Origin of the sequence: Flavobacterium sp. RSP15 (genome assembly GCF_003968755.1) — a bacterium.
Taxonomy (GTDB): domain Bacteria; phylum Bacteroidota; class Bacteroidia; order Flavobacteriales; family Flavobacteriaceae; genus Flavobacterium.
In genome coordinates, this window is record NZ_RYDL01000008.1 from 43,269 (window position 1) to 62,861 (window position 19,593).

Here is a 19,593-nt window from a genome sequence, read left to right on the forward strand (position 1 = left end):
AGAATTTGTATAATTTTTTTAAAATATGGGCGCGATTGGCACTGTTTTTTTATTCTAGAAAAACTGTTGCAAATTTTGCATTAATTTTAAATTTAAATCAACCCAAAATTCTCGCTTCCAATCATCCAAATTCTTTTTTTGATGCAATTGTAATAGCGGTTCATTATCCAAAACCCATTTATTTTCTAGCGCGTGGTGATGCTTTTAATAAGCCGTTAATTAAAAAATTTCTGAATGCTTTACATCTGATTCCAATTTACAGACTAAGTGAAGGAAAAGAAAATCTTTCTAAAAACGACAGTACTTTTGAGCGTTGTTTGAAATTACTAAAAAGTAACGAACATATTTTGATTTTCCCTGAAGGCGTTTGTGTAAACGAATGGAATTTGCGGAGTTTAAAAAAAGGAACTGCACGCCTGGCATTTATGGCTTTGCATCAAAAAATAAATAATCTTATTGTTCAGCCCATAAATTTGAATTATTCCTCTTTTTATAAAGTTCCGAAAGAAATCATTATTAATTTTAACGAACCAATAACAGTATCAAATTTATCAAATCATGCAGAAAATGTATTTTATAGAATTTTTAATCAAGAATTAAAAGAAGGAATTACACGAAAAATGCTGATTAAATCTGATTTACAATACTTCGATTTATTCCCAAAAAAAGAAAATTATTTAAGAAAAATACTGTTATTTATTCCTGCTATTTTAGGATTTATAAGTCAATATTGGATTTATTTCTTTTTGAAAAAATGGGTCATAAAAAAAACCAAAAATTCCGTGTTTTATGATTCGGTGCTTTTTGGTTTATTAATGTTCTCTTATCCCGTAATAATTATTGTAATGGCAACATTCGTAGGAATCTTTTTTAATTTCAAACTCGGACTTTCAATGTTGATTTTACTTCCATTTACCGCTTGGTGTTGCAAAGAAATAAAATAGACAACTATTTCACTTTGCTTAAAGCCAACATTTTTATCATCCAATTGGGTAATGGTTTTTCAAAATCACGCTTTCTTAAATCCAAAAACCAGCCAATTTTCTTAAAAATAGGCACTTTATGGGTTTCTACTAATTCAATTAATGTTCCGTCTGGATCTTCAATATAGCAAAATCGCCCTGAAGCACTATCCATTTCGAATGTATTATTGCTGTCAACAGTGAAATTATAGTTGTTTTTATCGGAATGTAATTTTAAAGATTTCATATCTAAAACATCTAGGCACAAGTGTATAAAACCACAATCACCCCAATATTTATTCTCGTATATTTTCTTTGGAGTTTTGTTTAAAATTTGAATTAATTCAATTTCAACCGAACCCAACAGCTTATTAAAAGCACCTTTACCAGTGGCTTTTTTAAACAATCCTACTTTTCTATATAAATTTCCGTCAGCTTCAGTACTTTCATTATCATATAAAATTTCATTGACACCTAAAATTTCTTTATAAAAATGCAATGATTTTTCCATGTCACTCACACCAATAACGGCACCACAAACACCACCAGTATCATGTTTACCGTTTTGAAACCACTCAGAGGAAAAAACAATATTAAAGTTATTTCCGTATTGATCTTTTACCCAAAATTGAGATGAATTACTGTTTTTAGTTATCGCTGACACTTGAATTCCAGAAACATTAGAAAGCCTGTTGTATGATTTTTTTATATCTAATGATTTGATTTTAGGACTATAAATCCCAAGATCACCAAGATTAACTTCATTAGTAGCAATAGGAGTTCTGTCAAGAAATTGCCAAATCTCAAAACCGCCTCCTCCTTGCAGATTCATGGTCAGAATAGCTCTTCGTTCGTGAATTTTATTACCTGTGTATTGCGACATTAATTTGGCCTGCGCTACGTCATCAAAAATTAACACATCAAGACCAAATATGCTTTTATAAACATTCATAGCTTCTTGAGCATTTTTTACTCCAATCCCAATTTGTTGAATTCCAGATAAATAATTATGCATTTAAGATGTCTTGTTTTTAATACCTTTTAGGTAAGCTATTTTATAATATATCGAAGGCAAGAACCACCAAAACCAAAATAATAAGCGTTCTACTTTTGCAATAATAATGTTTTTTTTGTTCGATTGGATTCCCGAAATAATTTTTTTTGCACAAATTCTTACATCAATTCCTACTTCATTAATATCATCCGTTTTGCCATATTGATTTCCGTTTCCTAGCAAAGCATTTTTCGAAATATCAGTATCAATTCTTCCTGGATATACGATAGAAATACTAATATTGGTTTTATATAATTCGCATTGCATAGTTTCAAAATACCCTTTCAATGCATGTTTTGAAGCTGCGTAACCTGATCGCAACGGAAAACCCATTAGTCCGGCAAGACTACTGATTACTGTTATATTCCCTGAATTTACTTTTTTAAAATGAGGTAAAATTGCCTGAGTCAATAATATAGGTGCAAAAAAATTGAGTTCCATCAACTTTCTGTTCACTTCAATCGATGTTTCATCAGATAATGCTCTTTGACTGATTCCTGCACATTGAATAATAACATCAATCTTACCTTCTAATGCTATCGCCTGATTAACGAGTTCCGGAATTGCATCAACATTCATTAAATCACAAGACAATATATGACAAACTGAATTGTGTTTTTTTAAGACTAAAGCCAATTCTTTTAATAGATTTTCATTAGATGAAGTAAGAATTAAGATCGCTTCTTGTTTAGATAATTGTACAGCCAATTCTCTGCCAATGCCAGAAGATGCGCCTGTTATCCAAACAACTTTGTTTTTAAAATGCATTCTTTCTGTAATTAAGCATTTGCTTATAAGTAGTAATCATGTCGCTTTGCGAAGCTCCTTTTTTGTACATATTTACCACTTTCAAATTGGCTAGCTGAACAGTTAACCAAGAATTCTCATCATACTTTCGGGCAGAAATAAGTGTTGTTTTTGAAATTAGTTTGAATTTCCCTGCGTTCCAGATGCGTTCTAGGAAATCATAATCTTCCATAATTAGCATTTCTTCTTTGTAATTACCGACTTTTTTCCACAATGACTTAGTAATGAAAATAGTTTGGTCGCCACCACGAAAAAAAAGATAATTGAAACGTGTAAAAAAAGCATTGATTTTTAGAATAAATCTATTGCTGTCAAAACGAGTCAGGAAACTCCCGCAATCAAAACCGTTTTCAATGGCCTTTTGGATGTCATTTTGAAAAGTCGGTGTCGGTAAACTATCGGCGTGTACAAAATAAAACACACCGCCTTTTGCTTGTTTTACTGCATGATTCATTTGTCCTGCTCTACCTTTTACTGGAGAAACCAAAACCTTAACGCCTAACTCTATTGCAATTTGACAAGTATTATCAGAACTTACTGCATCGCTGACAATAATTTCGAAGGAATCTGATTTTAAATATTTTAGTAAATGAGAAATAGTAATCCCAATATTTGCTTCTTCATTATAAGTGGGCATAATAATGCTTAAAAACATAGTGTTCGTTTTAGAATTTAATAACTTTGGAATATTTAATTCGCCACTTCGCTGATGAATTTTATACGCATCAGACGCAATTCACAAAGATCATATTCGCCGTCAAATTCCTTGAGTGCTGCTTCAATATTATCCGATTCGGATTCCATGAAATACTCGTGAATTTCTTCTTGTTGTTCATCGTCAAGCATGTCGTCAATCCAGTATTTTATATTCAGCTTGGTACCAGAATACACAATTTGTTCCATTTCTTTTATTAAAACATCCATTTTAATTCCTTTAGCGGAAGCAATATCATCGAGCGATAATTTTCTGTCAATATTCTGAATGATATAGAGTTTGTTTACTGAATTGACTCCTGTTGATTTTACGACAAGATCTTCCGGACGCGTAATGTCATTTTCTGCAACATAGCGGCTGATTAATTCTAGAAATTCTTTTCCATATTTTTTGGCTTTTCCTTCCCCAACCCCATGAATATTAATCAGTTCCTCTTGAGAAACTGGATATTTCAAAGCCATATCTTCTAGTGATGGATCCTGAAAAACTACAAATGGGGGAACGCCAACTTTTTTAGCTACTTTTTTACGCAAATCTCGCAACATTCCCATCAAAATTTCATCTGCAACTCCGGTAGATTTTGATGCGGTTACAATAGCCTCATCGAATGATTCGTTGTATTGATGATCTTCCGACATCATAAAGGATTTTGGTTTTTTTATAAAATCCAGTCCTTTATCGGTAATTTTGACAATGCCATAGGTTTCTATATCTTTTGATAAATAGCCCGCTACCAAAACTTGTCGCAACAAGGCCATCCAATATTTTTCATCCTGTTTTGAACCACATCCAAAAAAAGACTGCGCATCCGTTCTATGTGCCTTGATCACTGCGTTGACGCGACCGATCAAGGTAAAAACAACTTCTTTTGATTTGTATAAATGTTTGGTATCTCGTACCACTTCCAGCAGCTGCACTACTTCAGCTTTGGCCTCTGTTTTTGTTTTTGGGTTTCTGACATTGTCATCCATATCCGCTCCTTCGCCTGTGACATCGTCAAATTCTTCTCCAAAGTAATGCAACAGAAACTTTCTTCTGGACATCGAAGTTTCGGCGTAAGCCACAACCTCCTGTAATAAAGCAGATCCAATTTCCTGTTCTGCAACGGGTTTACCAGACATGAATTTTTCTAATTTCTCGACGTCTTTATAAGAGTAATACGCCAAGCAGTGCCCTTCACCGCCATCTCGACCGGCACGTCCTGTTTCCTGATAGTAGCTTTCTAATGATTTAGGAATATCATGGTGAATTACAAAACGCACATCTGGCTTGTCTATTCCCATCCCAAAAGCGATGGTGGCCACTACGACATCTACATCCTCCATAAGGAACATGTCCTGATGTTTGGCACGGGTTTTAGCATCTAATCCCGCATGATATGGCACGGCACTTATCCCGTTGACTTGCAACACCTCGGCAATAGCCTCTACTTTTTTACGGCTCAGGCAATAAATAATACCCGATTTGCCTTTATGTTGTTTGATGAACCGAATAATATCCGATTCAATATTTTTTGTTTTAGTACGTACTTCATAATACAAATTGGGTCTATTGAAGGATGCCTTAAAAGTGGTAGCATCACACATATCCAAGTTTTTGAGGATGTCTTCCTGTACTTTAGGAGTAGCAGTAGCAGTTAGTCCTATAATAGATAAATCACCCAGTTGTTTTATGATGTGTTTCAGGTTCCGATATTCCGGTCTAAAATCATGTCCCCACTCTGAGATACAATGAGCCTCATCTATGGCTACGAAAGAAATGCGAACGGTTTTTAGAAAATTGACATATTCTTCCTTTGTCAACGATTCCGGCGCAACGTACAAAAGCTTAGTCAATCCAGAGGTAATATCCTTTTTTACTTGCGCAATTTCAGTTTTGGTCAGGGAGGAATTTAAAACATGAGCAATCCCGTTTTCTGAGGATAAACTTCGAATGGCATCAACTTGATTTTTCATCAAAGCGATTAAAGGCGATACTACTATTGCAGTTCCTTCCTGAATTAAAGCGGGCAGCTGGTAGCATAGTGATTTACCCCCACCAGTTGGCATTATCACAAAAGTGTTCTGCTTATTCAACAGACTTTTTATGACTTGTTCTTGCAATCCCTTAAATTGGCTGAAGCCAAAATATTTCTTTAATTCTTTGTGTATTTCAATTTCGTTTGAATTCATTCTTTATTATGTGGTATTTTGTATAAATTTGCATCATCTAAAGGTACAAATTTCTTTTACACACACAAATTTTAATTATTCAGTTTTGATAACTACAGAAAATATATTGGCAAGTGCCAGAAAAACTATTTTATCGGAAAGCCAATCCATTGCAAAACTCGCTGATTTTCTGGATGAAAACTTTATTAGTGCCACACAAAGCATCTATAATACTGCCGGAAGACTAGTAGTAACAGGGATAGGAAAAAGCGCTATTATTGCCCAAAAAATGGTGGCTACTTTTAACTCTACCGGAACTCCGTCGTTGTTTCTTCATGCCTCCGAAGCCATTCATGGTGACTTAGGAATGATTAAAAACGATGATGTAATCATTTGCATTTCTAAAAGCGGCAACAGTCCGGAGATAAAAGTACTGGTTCCGCTATTGAAACGTTTTGGCAATACGCTGATTGCCATTACTGGAAATACGTTCTCTTTTCTTGCCAAAGGATCTGATTTTGTATTGAATACTACCGTCACCTCCGAAGCTTGTCCAAACAATCTTGCCCCTACAAACAGCACTACCGCACAACTTGTCATGGGAGATGCACTTGCGGTTTGCCTGATGGAAATGCGCGATTTCAAACCGGAAGATTTTGCGGTCTACCATCCTGGGGGCGCATTAGGAAAAAAATTATTGCTCAAAGTGAAAGATATGTTAGAGCACAGTCTCAAACCAATGGTTACTCCGGACGCTTCAATCAAAAAAGTTATTTTCGAAATTTCAGAAAAGCGCCTTGGTGTCACTGCAGTTGTAGATCAGCATAAGGTAATCGGAATCATTACGGACGGAGATATAAGAAGAATGCTCAATGAACGAGATAATTTCACTGATTTAACCGCAAAAGATATTATGACAAAAAACCCAAAAATGACTTCTTCGGAAGCGATGGTAGTTGAGGCATTCAACATAATGGAAGATTTTTCTATCACCCAATTAGTGGTGGTTGATCATGGCGAATACAAAGGAGTCTTACATATACACGACATTTTAAAAGAAGGAATACTATAATGGCAAAGAAAAATTTAAACGAAATGTCCTTTTTAGATCATCTTGAAGAATTAAGATGGTTATTAGTTCGAAGCACTGTAGCTATATTAATCCTGGCCACTGTTACGTTTTTTATCAGTGACTATATTTTTGACGTTATCATCTTTGGACCAACCAATCCAAATTTTATTACCTACCGTGCTTTTTGTGATTTATCACATTATTTGGGTTTTGCTGATAGTATTTGCGTAACCGAAATGGCTTTTATCATTCAAAACACCAATATGGAAGGGCAGATCAATGTATTGATCTGGACCTGTATCACTGCCGGTTTTATATTGGGATTTCCTTTTGTATTATGGGAAATCTGGAAATTTATAAGCCCAGCATTGTATGAAACCGAAAAAAAACACGCAAAGCTTTTTGTGATCACCTCCTCCTTGCTCTTTTTCATGGGTGTCCTTTTTGGTTATTTCGTAATTGTCCCCATGTCGATGAACTTTTTTGCTACATTTACCATAAGTGATGTAGTAAAAAATCAGTTTAGCGTTGATTCCTACATTGGGATGGTAAAAACCAGTGTTATCGCTTGCGGATTATTTTTTGAATTACCAATAATTATCTATTTCCTGACTAAATTAGGCTTGGTAACCCCTGAATTTTTAAGGAAATATTGGAAATATGCCGTAGTCATCATCCTTATAGTAGCGGCAATTGTAACACCTCCGGATGTGGTGAGTCAAATAATTGTAACCATCCCGATGTTGTTAATCTATGAAGCAAGTATCTTAATATCGAAAATAGTTGTAAAAAATCAAAAAAAAGTAAATGGCTGATATCATAAATGAATTCAACGAATACCGTTCGAAAATGAACGAAAAATTATTGGCAGACAATAATAAAATTGTAAAGCGAATTTTTAATTTGGATACCAATGCGTATGCTCCAGGCGCTTTGGATGTAAAAACAAAAGAGCTTTTAGGCCTTGTTGCTTCGGCTGTTTTACGCTGCGATGATTGCGTAAAATACCATTTGGAGACGAGCTTCAAAGAAGGTGTCACCAAAGAAGAAATGATGGAGGCGATGGGAATTGCTACACTTGTTGGCGGAACTATTGTTGTGCCTCATTTGCGCAGAGCCTATGAGTTCTGGGAAGCACTGGAGGAAACCGCAACAAAATAATTTGTTAAGAAGTTCTATCGTTTAATTGTTTATTCGTTTATTTGACGATTAAACAATTAAACTATTGATGCGTTAAACGATTAAACCAAAAAAATGAAATTACGAGCCGAAAATCTAATCAAAACCTACAAAGGACGCAGTGTTGTCAAAGGCATTTCGGTAGAGGTAAATCAAGGCGAAATCGTTGGACTCTTGGGGCCTAACGGTGCCGGAAAGACAACTTCATTTTACATGATTGTGGGATTAGTAAAACCCAATTCCGGAAATATATTCCTAGATGATTTGAACATCACAGATTACCCGATGTATAAAAGAGCACAGCAGGGAATTGGTTATTTAGCTCAAGAAGCTTCCGTTTTTAGAAAATTAAGCATCGAAGACAATATATTAAGTGTTTTGCAATTGACAAAATTATCCAAAGCGGAACAAGAAGCAAAAATGGAAAGTTTAATTGATGAGTTTAGTTTAGAACACATTAGAACCAATCGTGGGGATTTACTTTCCGGCGGTGAACGCCGCAGAACTGAAATAGCCCGTTGTCTGGCTACAGATCCAAAATTCATTTTATTAGATGAACCATTTGCCGGTGTCGATCCTGTAGCCGTTGAAGACATTCAGCGAATTGTGGCGCAATTAAAAAATAAAAATATCGGAATTCTTATTACAGATCACAACGTTCAGGAAACCTTAGCCATCACTGATAAAACCTACCTGATGTTTGAAGGTGGCATCCTTAAAGCCGGAATTCCAGAAGAATTAGTTGAGGATGAAATGGTACGTCGTGTGTATCTGGGGCAAAATTTCGAACTGCGAAAAAGAAAGTTGGAGTTTTAGAAAAATCGCCTTTTTTTAATATTCAGTTAAAAAATGGAAAATGGAAACTAAGATAAAATCATAATTTTTCATATACTTACAATGCAAAAAACTTATATCTTTGTTATATGATTTTAATAAACCAAAATAAAGAAATGATAAAAAGATTATGTAAAACACATAATGTTGAAAAATTATATCTTTTTGGTTCTGCTACTACAACCAAATTTAATGAAGAAAGTGACATTGATTTCTTAGTGAAATTTAAATCTTTTGACCTTAAATTATACTTCTTAAACTACATTGATCTTAAAACTAAACTTAAACATTTACTGCAAAGAGAAATTGATTTAGTAGAAGAACAAACTTTAAAAAACCCCTACTTAATTAGTTCTATTGAAGAAAACAAACAATTAATTTATGGATAAAAAAATCCTTAAGTGGCTTTATGATGTTAAAGTATCCATTGATGAGATAAACAGTTATTTTATTGATGAAAAGATGGATTTTTTTGAATACAGAAAAAATTTAATGAGAAAAAGAGCCGTTGAACGGAATCTTGAAATCATTGGAGAAGCCATAAATAGAATATTAAAAAGTGATCATTCTAATACATTAAAAATTACCGATGCTACTGCAATTGTTGGATTAAGAAACCAAGTAATTCATACCTACGATAACATATCGGACGAGACTATTTGGGCAATACTTACCAATCATCTTCCAAAGTTAAAAATTGAAATCAATACATTACTAGAAGTCACCTAAAGCATTAAGATACTACCATTTCTTAATCTGAAAACTGAGACAAAACCGCAACTAAAAATCTACTCTAAAGTAATAAACCGTAACTGCTCCAAATCTCCATTGTAAATATTGACATCTACATTGCCATTTATTCCTGGAACAGAAGCTTTCTCCGTAAATTGCCAAAACAACCAGTCTTTGGCTATTTCCTCCCTGTAAAAATTATAATTGGCTATCCAAAAAAGATAATCGCCGAATTCCTCTTTCAAAAAATCATCGTAATAGCGCTCGCCGGTATAGATAATAGGCCTCACCCCGTAATGGGATTCTACAGCATTTAACCACCTTTTCAAGCCTAGTTTAAGATTTTCAATCGACTGGTTTTTAGGTAATTTTTCAATATCCAAAACAGGCGGTAAATCTCCCTTTTGAAGGGTGACGGTTTTGATAAAAAGTTGGGCTTGTTCAATTGAATTTTCGTTAGGACGATAATAATGATAGGCACCTCTAATCATTTTATTTTCTTTGGCACCCAGCCAGTTCCGCGCAAAATTTCGGTCTTTCCGGTCTTTCCCAACCGTAGCGCGAATAAACACAAAATGTAGTGGATATTTATTTTCTAAAGTATCCACGTAAGTCCATCTGATTTTACCTTGGTATTCTGAAACATCTAAACCGACACTTTTTCCTTCGTGCTTTTCTAAAACCTGAAAATTTCGAACATCAGAAATGCGCTTGGCTTCAGTTTCTTCTTGTAGAATTTTATCCGATTTAAAACTAAAATAGTACGCTAAACCATCTCTATAATGATATCCAACAGCAGTCATCAGTGCTACTAAAAGAGTACCAATAGAATAGCGTATAACCTTTCCGGAGAAAACAGTTGCTTTCTTCTTATGTTTACGGACAAGGGTAGTTTTTCTTCGTACGGTTTGTTTTCTCATTCAAAAATTACTTTTTGACTACTTTATTATTCAAAACCGACAGTAAAACATAAAATAGTATCAGTAATGGAATTCCTAAATAGCAAAAGAAAACCAACAACAGAACAGCACAGATCAAAAAGACAATTTGAAGGGTGTTTTCTTTGAAACTGAATTTCTTGATTTTCAGAGAAAATAACGGAATTTCCGCATTTAGCATAAAGGCGCTCAATACGGTTAGCACTAATAAAAACCATGGGTTGGTCAATAGTTCAACAATAAATATAGAATCGGTATATTTCAAAACCAACGGCAGACTCAGAATAAACAGTGCATTGGCAGGCGTTGGCAAACCAATAAAAGAATCTGTTTGACGGGTATCAATATTAAAATTAGCCAAACGATAACAAGATCCCAACGCAATTACAAAACCCAAATAAGGGAAAAACTGCAAATGACCTGCTGGTGCTGTTGTTGCATGACTAATCATCATTTGATACATCACTAAACCAGGGACAACTCCGCTGGTTACCATATCTGCCAAAGAATCCAACTGCAAGCCGAGCGGACTTGACACCCTGAATAATCGAGCAAAAAAACCATCAAAAAAGTCCAGAAATATACCCAGACAAACAAAATAAAAGACCATTTCAAAATCTTGATTAAAAGCAAATACCAGCGCAATGCACCCACAAAAAAGATTCAGTAACGTAATTAAATTCGGTGTATGCTTTTTAATAGTCATCATAATAAAGTTTAAATAAACAAAGATGGCAAATTTAACATAATAAGTGAATGAAAAGTACGTTTTGTGATAGAGATTTAAACCGCTACAGCCAAGTAGCTTTTTAAGGACTCAAAACGCTGAAAGGGCCATTTCTAAATTATGTGCAAATAATTCAAACAACAGCTGTAAAAAAGGTATTCTTCCTCTTGTAATTTACTATGATTCTAAAAAAATGAATAAAAACAAACTTTTTAAGTACTATCCGCCTGTTATTTTAATTCTTTACGGCCATTATTAGCTATAATTTTTCTAGCTCAAGTAACTAGAAGAACCAACAAATTCAGGACTAATCCACACTAAATTGATCCGCAATACTAAATTCAACAGCAAAATGAAATAACCTCAGTAAAAAATTATATTTTTGATGAAAATTAAACAGACTTTTAGTTCGTAAAAATGATGCCCTTAAAAAAAAGCTTTTTAGTAGCAGTCCTCTTGGCAAGTACCTTCACGTATGGCCAAACGGTTAGAAAATACTCCAATGAATTCATGAATATCGGGGTTGATGCGGCTGCATTGGGCATGTCAAATACTGTCGTGGCTTCAACCAGAGATGTCAATTCAGGATATTGGAATCCCGCTGGCCTGATTCATCTGGAAGACCATCAGGTTTCAGTAATGCATGCGAATTATTTTGCAAATATTGCCCAATACGATTACTTGGCCTACGCCAGTCCGATTGATGATCGCAGTGCTTGGGGCATTTCATTAATACGTTTTGGAGTTGATGATATATTAAATACCACTGAATTAATCGATAGTCAGGGTAATATTGACTACAACCGAATCAGTCTTTTCTCTACGGCTGATTATGGATTTACCTTTTCCTATGCCAGAAAACTACCCGTTCCCGGATTTCAATATGGTATAAGCGCTAAAGTGATTCGCCGAATCATCGGGAAATTTGCTAATTCTTGGGGATTTGGTTTTGATGCCGGAATCCAATTCGAAAAAAACAACTGGCAATTTGGGCTAATGCTCCGCGACATTACCACGACGTATAACGTGTGGAATATTGACGAAGACGAGTATAAAAAAATTGCTGGTGCCATTCCTGAAGAAAATCAAGAATTACCGGAAAGCACTGAAATTACTGCCCCAAAAGCACAATTGGGTATTGCTAAAAGGTTCATCATTCGGTATGATTACAGCATTCAGGCTGCGGCCAATGTGAATATGCGCTTTGCCAGAACCAATGATTTAATTGCAACTAATTTTATAAGTATTGATCCCGCTTTAGGACTGGAATTTGGCTACACTGATTTGGTCTTCGTTCGTGCCGGAGTGGGTAATTTTCAGAATGTACAGCAATTAGACCAGACGGAAAGAGTAGGTTTCCAACCTAATATTGGCTTGGGATTTAAATACAAAGGTATTCAGATTGACTATGCATTGACCGATTTAGGCAATCAAAGTGCCGCTTTATACTCAAATATTTTTTCGGTGAAAGTAGATTTGGGAATGTTCCGAAATTAATTTAACAGAACCTTTATAATCAAATAATGCTGTGGATCATGATTACGTTTTTTAAAAAGTTCACGATACGTTACAAAACATGAATTCTGATTTTAACCACCAAACTTTCTGCTTCATTTTTGTTTCTTTGAGTATCTTTGGAAACCAAATACAATCAGTGCGGACGCAAATTTATTTTTTAAATACATAAGCGCCCTATTACCCTCTAAAAGCTAACGAATGCAAACCTCTTCTTTCAAGAAAATAATTTTCTTCCTGTTTTTATTTTTAATGGCACCGCGTAGTTTTGGACAAAACATCCAATTATCAAAAAACACGAAGGTCAGTGTACTAACCTGTGGAACAGGCAATGAATCGTATTCTCTTTTTGGCCACACGGCAATTCGCGTTCAGGATACAATAAATGCAATTGATGTGGTATATAATTACGGAGCTTTTGATTTTAACACCCCGAATTTCGTGATGAAATTTATAAAAGGAGACCTACAGTATTTTGCTGTAGCAAATTCCTATCCAGATTTCATCAATCAATATCAGTACGAAAGAAGATCTGTTTATGAGCAGGAGCTGAATATTCCTGAACATTTAAAACAAAAACTGTTTGACAACCTCAATACATCCTTAGCATCAGGAGAAAGTTATTACACCTATAAGTTTATCGATAAAAACTGCACCTCGATGGTTGTTGCCATTATCAACAAAACACTAGACACAACCGCTATTGTAAAAAATGCTGATACTGACCTCACCTACAGAACTATTTTATATCCGTATTTTGACGGTCACTTTTATGAGAAACTAGGGACAAGTATCATTTTTGGAAAAAAAGTAGATCAATTAGGCACGCAATTATTTCTTCCCTTCGAATTGCAAAAAAGCCTGAAAAAAGTTTTTTTCCAAAACCGTCCGCTGGCACCGGAAAACAAAACCATAATCGAATTCAAAAATGAAGTTCCCTTTTCTTGGTGGAACAATCCGTATACCTATTTTTTACTGCTTGCTCTGATCGTTTTTATAAACAAAATGGGTATCAATTTGTTGTACCTTATCCTGATGGCAACAATAGGGCTATTCTTTACGTTTGTTGGGTTTTATTCAGATCATCTTGAGCTGGGTTACAACTACAATATTTTGTTGTTTAACCCAACCTTAATCTGGTTATTGTATTTTTATTGGAAAAAGAGCCAAAGAGGGATCTATAATTTGGTTTTATTTAATCTATTCTCCGTTGTACTCTATTTCTTTTTGATAATCAACAAAGCACATTTGATAGTAGTTTTACCCTTAGTGGTAACTAGCGGAATTATTTTAGTACGACTGGCCATTCAAAATAAAAAAAGAATCTCTACACTTCTGTAATACTCTCATTTACGCACACTTGAATTACTCTAAACAAATATTAATTTTTTTTAACTGCCAAACCTCTAGTTTACTAAAATTAAAAAATCATACTATTCGTCACTGAAATAAATATGAAAACAAAAGTACCTTAAAAGAATAGTTTAGGCTCAATGCGCCTTTGACGTTACTATTTTGGCTACTAACAGAAAATAGAGTTAGTGAACTCAGCTGTTCAGTTGATGCAATATTTGTTCAAATATTTTTATAAATATTCCTTTTTAACAAAAAACGAATCCTTTATTGTCATTTGTACCGAATGCCTGATCGTTTGTATTTCTTTGAAGTTCCCCAAGGAATGCTTTTGTCTTGGATAATTGTATGGGTTTTAGTTGCATATCCAAGCACCTACTTTTCAATGGTCTGTTTTACTATTTGCATCCATAGTTATAGCTGATACTACTAAATACATTCACATTTGATAGAAATCAAATTAGGCAATTACTACCAATTATCGCTTTTCAAAAGATATGCTGTAAAAACATCACATACAAAAAAGGCTGTCCTCTTGGGACAGCCTTTTAAACAAATTACAGTATCAATTATTAATAACCCGGATTTTGCGTTAAGTTAGTATTATTATCTCTTTCTCTTTGTGGGATAGGAAATACAACTTTGTCAGCATTTGGCTGAGATTTATCAAAATTAACCATATTACTTGATCTAAGAGGAAGATTGTTTCTCAGTAAATCCATTCTTCTCAAACCTTCAAAACAGAATTCTTTTCTTCTTTCAACCAATATATCATTTATTGATGTTATAGTTGCTAAAGGTGATAAGTTTGCCCTAACTCTTGTTCGGTTAAGATCACTAACGGGTGTAGCACCAATAGCACTATTATCTCTAAAGTTAGCTTCAGCTCTGATCAGATACATTTCTGAAACACGTAATACATTAGGATCATCCGTATTTGCAAGACCATTAGGGTATTTAGTGGTAAATACAGATGTTCTGTTTTTGGCATCAACACCTGTTCTAGTCAGTCCATATCTTAAATCACCTGGCTCAGCCGCAAATGCACTTTTTAAATTAACAGAAAATGGCGCATCACCTCTACCTCCGTTAGCGGTAGGGCTGTACAATTTAGAAAAAGATTCAGCAAATCCTTGATCCCCAGGTATATTTTGAAGCTGGAAAATATGCTCCGTACTTGCAGCGTTGTAGAAAGTATAATTTGCTGCTAATGAAATACCGGACGTATTAATGACTGTTGTAGCACTATTAGCAGCCTCTCTCCAACGCTCTTGGTACAAATACAATCTTGCTAACAAGGCAGTTGCAGATGCCGAAGTAGCTCTGCTTTTAACTGTTGTATTTGTAATTGCGCCTTGAGCAAATAATAAATCTTTTTCAATCAAAGTATAAACTTCTTTCAGTGTAGCTCTAGCAGGCATATTAACGACAGCCTGAAATGGTTCAGTAACTAAGGGAACAGATAAACTATTTCCAGTAGGATCTTGTTTTAACTGCTTTCCAAACATTTGAGAAAGTTTAAAATACAATAAAGCTCTCACAAATCTAGCTTGTCCTACCAAGTTATTTTTACTTGCATCAGAAAATGTTGGATCAGCCACTGTTGGAACATTCAATATAATCATATTAGATTGATTTATAGAGAAATATGTTGCATTCCAAACATTCAAAATTGAAGTATTGTCTGATAATGTGTTGTAGGTATATATTTCATCAAAGGTTGGAAACGATCCCACAAATTCAACATTATCAGCTTGCCATTCCGTCATCGTATCAGGTATACCTGATAATACATTTGAGCTTTGTAAAGAACTATACATACCATTTACAGCATTAACAGATACTGCTTCAGTAGTGAAAATTTGATCTGGTTGTAATGAATCCTCAGGAATTAAATCTAATGAATTATCACAACTTGAAAATACAAGTACAGATAAAACAAAAAAGATACTTTTTATATTTTTCATAATAATTTTATTTTAGAAAGTTAATTTTACACCTAATAAATAATTTTTAGATTGTGGTGGCGTAAAGAACGTTTCACCTTGTCCTAAATTACCCACAGTGCTTGTCGTTTCAGGATCTACTCCAGCCATCTCCTTATTTTTTAAAGTGTATAGGTTTGTTGTAGTCGCATACACTCTAGCAGAAGTAAAGAAACGCGAATTCTCAAAAATCTTTGAACTTAAATTATATCCTAAAGTCACATTATTGATCCTTAAGTAAGAACCGTCCAATAACTGATTAGTTGAGCTACGAGCAAATATCGCTCTTGTTGAACTAGTCAATGCTGGTGTGTAAGCATTTTGACCAGGAGTGGTCCAATAGTCTAAAACTTTAGTTGTTTTGTTAAAATCATTATTTAAATTATCAGTAAATTGTTGTCCTTGTACAAAAACTTGATTCCCATAACTGAAATTTGCCAAGATATTTAAATCAAAATTCTTATAATTGAACGTATTAGTGATACCACCTACAAAATCAGGATTAGCATCACCAACTATAACTCTATCACTATCTCTTGGACTAGTGGTTGGGACTCCATTAATATCAAGCCATTCAGCATTTCCGGTTTGAGGATTGACTCCTGAATATCTTACTAAGAAGAAAGTATTAACAGAATACCCTTCAATAGCTCTCTGAGCAGCACCACCACTAATAAATCTATTTCCATCTGGTCCAATTGATGCACCTGGCAACTCAAGAACTTTATTTACATTAGTTGCGATATTAAAAGAAGTTCTCCATTTGAAATCTTCGCCATCAATATTTAGCGTAGACAAGTCAAACTCTAAACCTTTGTTTTCCATAGAACCTGCATTAGCTGCAATAAATGTAAACCCATTACTTGCAGCTATTGGAATATTCAAAATCATATCTGTTGTTTTCTTGTAATATGCATCAACAGACAATCTAATTCTACTATTAAGAAAAGCTACATCTAAACCTATGTTGGATGTCTTAGATTGCTCCCATCTATAATCTCTATTTTCTGGTTGCGAATATGTAAAACCAGGACTATTATTGTAAGCTCCAGTTACACCACCGGCATAAAGGGGTAAAAATGCGAAATCACCTACTCTATCATTTCCATTTGTTCCAATCGAACCTCTTAATTTCAAATCAGATAAAAAATTAACATTACTCATGAATTCCTCATTGATTACATTCCAACCTGCAGAAAGCGCCCAAAAATTACCATATTTTCTGTTTTCTGAAAATCTTGAAGAACCATCTCTCCTACCTGATGCTTCAAGGAGATACTTAGAATCGAAATCATAAGCAACTCTTGCAAAATATCCATTTAATCTAGAATTTTGGGTCGAAGAAGAAGTTACTGTTTTTTCAGCACCTGAAATAACATTCAACTGTAAATCCGAAGCAAAGTTAATAGCTGCAACAGTGGCCGATATGATGTCATTTTGCTCATAAGCAGTACCTAAGATACCTGAAAAGGAATGCTTAGCAATAGACTTCTCATAACTCAAGCTATTAGTAACAACGTATTTATTTTGAATATTTGTTTGATAGGATCCAGATCCTCCTGGCGTATTTATGTTCAATGATCTCTGTTTCTGCTCCAGCAATAATCTATCCATACCGAAATCTACTCTATATGTAAGACCTTCAAACAATTGAAGTTCACCAAAAATATTACCAAAAGCTCGTGTTGTTTTCGCTAAGTTAGTATCGAATGTTTCAATAGCAATAACGTTAGGAATGAAACCTGCAAGTCTAGTCAGATCTCCCGATGAATTATAAGGTGAAATCCAAGGACTTTGCAGATACGCAGCGGTTAAAGGCGCAAAAGTACTATTCTCTGAACCTACTCTATCATTAAGCACTTCGCTGTAAGAAAGGTTACCTCCAATTTTAATTCTATCATTTACGTCGCTATTCACTGAGATTTTCCCATTCGTCGAACTTAACTTGTTCCCAATAATAAACCCTTCTTGATCAGATCTACCAAAACCAACATAATAAGTAGTTTTGTCATTTCCGCCTGAAATAGATAGATTAGTTGCTCTAGAGACACCGTCTCTAGTAACTCCCTTTTGCCAATCAAAATCATCATTCAAGAAATTAGCAGGATTATCCCCTCTCAAAGTCTTAAATCTACGAAAATCTTCACCATTCATCATAGATAATAAATCAGTAGCTCTACTAACAGAAATATTTTGTTCGAAAGTTACCCTTGCTGGTTGATTTTTCTTACCTTTTTTTGTTGTAATTAAAATCACACCATTTGAACCTCTCGAACCATAAATAGCAGTTGCAGAAGCATCTTTCAAAACTGTTTGACTCTCAATATCATTAGGATTAATTTCTAATAATGGGTTCAGAGCCTGACCTCCTTGGGCACCCGTAAAAGAATTATCATTCAAAGGAACACCATCAATTACATACAATGGTCTACCACCTGCAGTTATTGAAGCATTTCCTCTAATTTTAACAACCGTTGCAGCCCCAAGAACCCCTGAAGACTGAACAACCTGAACACCGGCTGCTTGACCTTGTAGCATCTGTTGTGGAGACAAAACCGTTAGGTTTTCCATCGCTGAGTTGCCTACTACTTTACTAGACTGAACAACCTTTGATCTTTTTTGTGTACCATAACCAACAACAACTACTTCTTCAAGACTTTCAGATGATGGTGCTAATATTACATTAACTACATTAGAAACACCAACTACTTTAGATTGGTCTACCAAACCAATGAAAGAAAAAACTAATACATCTCCAGCGGTCACTCTGATCGAATATTTTCCCTCTAAATCAGTTTGTATTCCTCTAGTAGTTCCTTTGACTACGACATTCGCTCCAGGCAAGGATCCAGTGGCATCAGACACTACACCTGTAACAGTTTTTTCTTGTGCGAACACAAATTGCATGGACAGCGCCAACAGCAACGAAAAAATCCATTTGAATTTTGATCTCATATTAAATTTGTTTTTGAATTAGTTATTCCACAAACTTCTTAATAATTTCTTAAAGAAACAAGCTTTTATAAAATTTAACACATTCTATTTTTAACACCATTCCGTTTCAAAAAATAAACATACAAATGAAATTTAGTTATTACGACAGTACAAACTGCAAAAAATCACTTCAAAAATCTATTTTTTGTCAAAATTAATTTAATGTAAAGTCCTTTCTTTTTAACACCATCTTTAGACAACTGATCAAGCAGAACCATCCATAATTATAATACTCAAGATTTATTTAATTCCCAAAAATAAAACTCTGAAGCAATTAATATTAGAAAATATTTTAAAAAAATACCGTTTTTCTAGTATTTTGAACATTTTTAAATTAACAATAAAACAAATAACTAAGTAGAAAGATTAAACGTCATAAAGTCAAAAGGAGCAATATTACAAATAGTAGTTTAAAATCAATCTGTTGCGTCATTTTGTCTAATTTTAAAACACGACATTATACAATAGGTGTTACTTACATTAAATCAAATTTTGTAAAATAACCCAATAATATGAGTTAATAGCTGTTTAGGACTATTAAGATTCAAGATCACAATTACCTACTCCCGCTCCATT

General features: G+C 34.3%; 17 protein-coding genes. 9 read left to right on the forward strand and 8 right to left on the reverse strand.

Annotated features, from left to right (window positions below; all coding sequences use genetic code 11):
• Positions 1-35: 35 nt before the first annotated feature.
• Entirely contained in the window at positions 36-944 is a 909-nt protein-coding gene (locus EKM00_RS09945; RefSeq protein ID WP_158614893.1) for a 1-acyl-sn-glycerol-3-phosphate acyltransferase, read from the forward strand.
• Positions 945-948: 4 nt separating this feature from the next.
• Here EKM00_RS09945 and EKM00_RS09950 read toward each other — a convergent pair whose 3' ends face one another.
• The 4 genes from EKM00_RS09950 to EKM00_RS09965 are packed head-to-tail and all read right to left on the reverse strand — an operon-like array spanning position 949 to position 5,709.
• Entirely contained in the window at positions 949-1,977 is a 1,029-nt protein-coding gene (locus EKM00_RS09950) for a VOC family protein (RefSeq protein ID WP_126516064.1), read from the reverse strand.
• Positions 1,978-2,784: an SDR family oxidoreductase gene (locus tag EKM00_RS09955; protein WP_126516065.1), complete on the reverse strand. Its 807-nt coding sequence runs from the start codon at positions 2,782-2,784 to the stop codon at positions 1,978-1,980.
• Entirely contained in the window at positions 2,774-3,478 is a 705-nt protein-coding gene (locus EKM00_RS09960; protein WP_126516066.1) for a TIGR04283 family arsenosugar biosynthesis glycosyltransferase, read from the reverse strand. The genes EKM00_RS09955 and EKM00_RS09960 overlap by 11 nt, the downstream gene beginning before the upstream one ends.
• Before the next feature lie 35 nt (positions 3,479-3,513).
• Positions 3,514-5,709, reverse strand: coding sequence for a RecQ family ATP-dependent DNA helicase (locus EKM00_RS09965; RefSeq protein ID WP_126453466.1), 2,196 nt, complete (start codon positions 5,707-5,709; stop codon positions 3,514-3,516).
• An 85-nt stretch (positions 5,710-5,794) separates the two neighbouring features.
• Between EKM00_RS09965 and EKM00_RS09970 the strand changes: the two genes are divergently transcribed.
• From EKM00_RS09970 to EKM00_RS09995, 6 genes are all read left to right on the forward strand, one after another.
• On the forward strand, positions 5,795-6,760 hold the full coding sequence (locus EKM00_RS09970; RefSeq protein ID WP_199734639.1) for a KpsF/GutQ family sugar-phosphate isomerase: 966 nt from the start codon (positions 5,795-5,797) through the stop codon (positions 6,758-6,760).
• A complete protein-coding gene (tatC, locus tag EKM00_RS09975) occupies positions 6,760-7,575 on the forward strand; it encodes a twin-arginine translocase subunit TatC (protein WP_126453463.1) in 816 nt (271 codons plus the stop codon). Before EKM00_RS09970 ends, tatC begins: the two co-directional genes overlap by 1 nt.
• Complete coding sequence (locus EKM00_RS09980; RefSeq protein ID WP_126453460.1) at positions 7,568-7,921, forward strand: carboxymuconolactone decarboxylase family protein; 354 nt, start codon at positions 7,568-7,570, stop codon at positions 7,919-7,921. The genes tatC and EKM00_RS09980 overlap by 8 nt, the downstream gene beginning before the upstream one ends.
• A 93-nt stretch (positions 7,922-8,014) precedes the next feature.
• Positions 8,015-8,755 carry an LPS export ABC transporter ATP-binding protein gene (gene lptB, locus EKM00_RS09985; protein ID WP_126453458.1) on the forward strand — a complete coding sequence of 247 codons (741 nt, stop codon included), beginning with the start codon at positions 8,015-8,017 and terminating at the stop codon, positions 8,753-8,755.
• A gap of 107 nt (positions 8,756-8,862) precedes the next feature.
• Positions 8,863-9,162, forward strand: coding sequence for a nucleotidyltransferase family protein (locus EKM00_RS09990; RefSeq protein ID WP_126453455.1), 300 nt, complete (start codon positions 8,863-8,865; stop codon positions 9,160-9,162).
• Positions 9,155-9,502, forward strand: coding sequence for a HepT-like ribonuclease domain-containing protein (locus EKM00_RS09995; RefSeq protein ID WP_126516067.1), 348 nt, complete (start codon positions 9,155-9,157; stop codon positions 9,500-9,502). The genes EKM00_RS09990 and EKM00_RS09995 overlap by 8 nt, the downstream gene beginning before the upstream one ends.
• Before the next feature lie 59 nt (positions 9,503-9,561).
• On the opposite strand, the gene EKM00_RS10000 is transcribed toward EKM00_RS09995, so the two are convergent.
• The gene (locus EKM00_RS10000) at positions 9,562-10,425 is read right to left on the reverse strand and encodes a glycoside hydrolase family 25 protein (RefSeq protein ID WP_126516068.1); all 864 of its coding nucleotides are present in this window, start codon (positions 10,423-10,425) and stop codon (positions 9,562-9,564) included.
• A gap of 7 nt (positions 10,426-10,432) precedes the next feature.
• Positions 10,433-11,149, reverse strand: a complete 717-nt coding sequence (locus tag EKM00_RS10005; RefSeq protein ID WP_126516104.1) for a CDP-alcohol phosphatidyltransferase family protein — start codon at positions 11,147-11,149, stop codon at positions 10,433-10,435.
• Between the two features lie 531 nt (positions 11,150-11,680).
• On the opposite strand from EKM00_RS10005, the gene EKM00_RS10010 reads away from it, so the two are divergent.
• Entirely contained in the window at positions 11,681-12,667 is a 987-nt protein-coding gene (locus EKM00_RS10010) for a PorV/PorQ family protein (RefSeq protein ID WP_126453651.1), read from the forward strand.
• Positions 12,668-12,886: 219 nt separating this feature from the next.
• A complete protein-coding gene (locus tag EKM00_RS10015; RefSeq protein WP_126516069.1) occupies positions 12,887-14,026 on the forward strand; it encodes a lipoprotein N-acyltransferase Lnb domain-containing protein in 1,140 nt (379 codons plus the stop codon).
• A gap of 584 nt (positions 14,027-14,610) precedes the next feature.
• Here the strand turns inward: EKM00_RS10015 and EKM00_RS10020 are convergent.
• On the reverse strand, positions 14,611-16,005 hold the full coding sequence (locus EKM00_RS10020) for a RagB/SusD family nutrient uptake outer membrane protein (RefSeq protein WP_126516070.1): 1,395 nt from the start codon (positions 16,003-16,005) through the stop codon (positions 14,611-14,613).
• Between the two features lie 12 nt (positions 16,006-16,017).
• On the reverse strand, positions 16,018-18,978 hold the full coding sequence (locus tag EKM00_RS10025; protein ID WP_126516071.1) for a SusC/RagA family TonB-linked outer membrane protein: 2,961 nt from the start codon (positions 18,976-18,978) through the stop codon (positions 16,018-16,020).
• Positions 18,979-19,593: the final 615 nt, after the last annotated feature.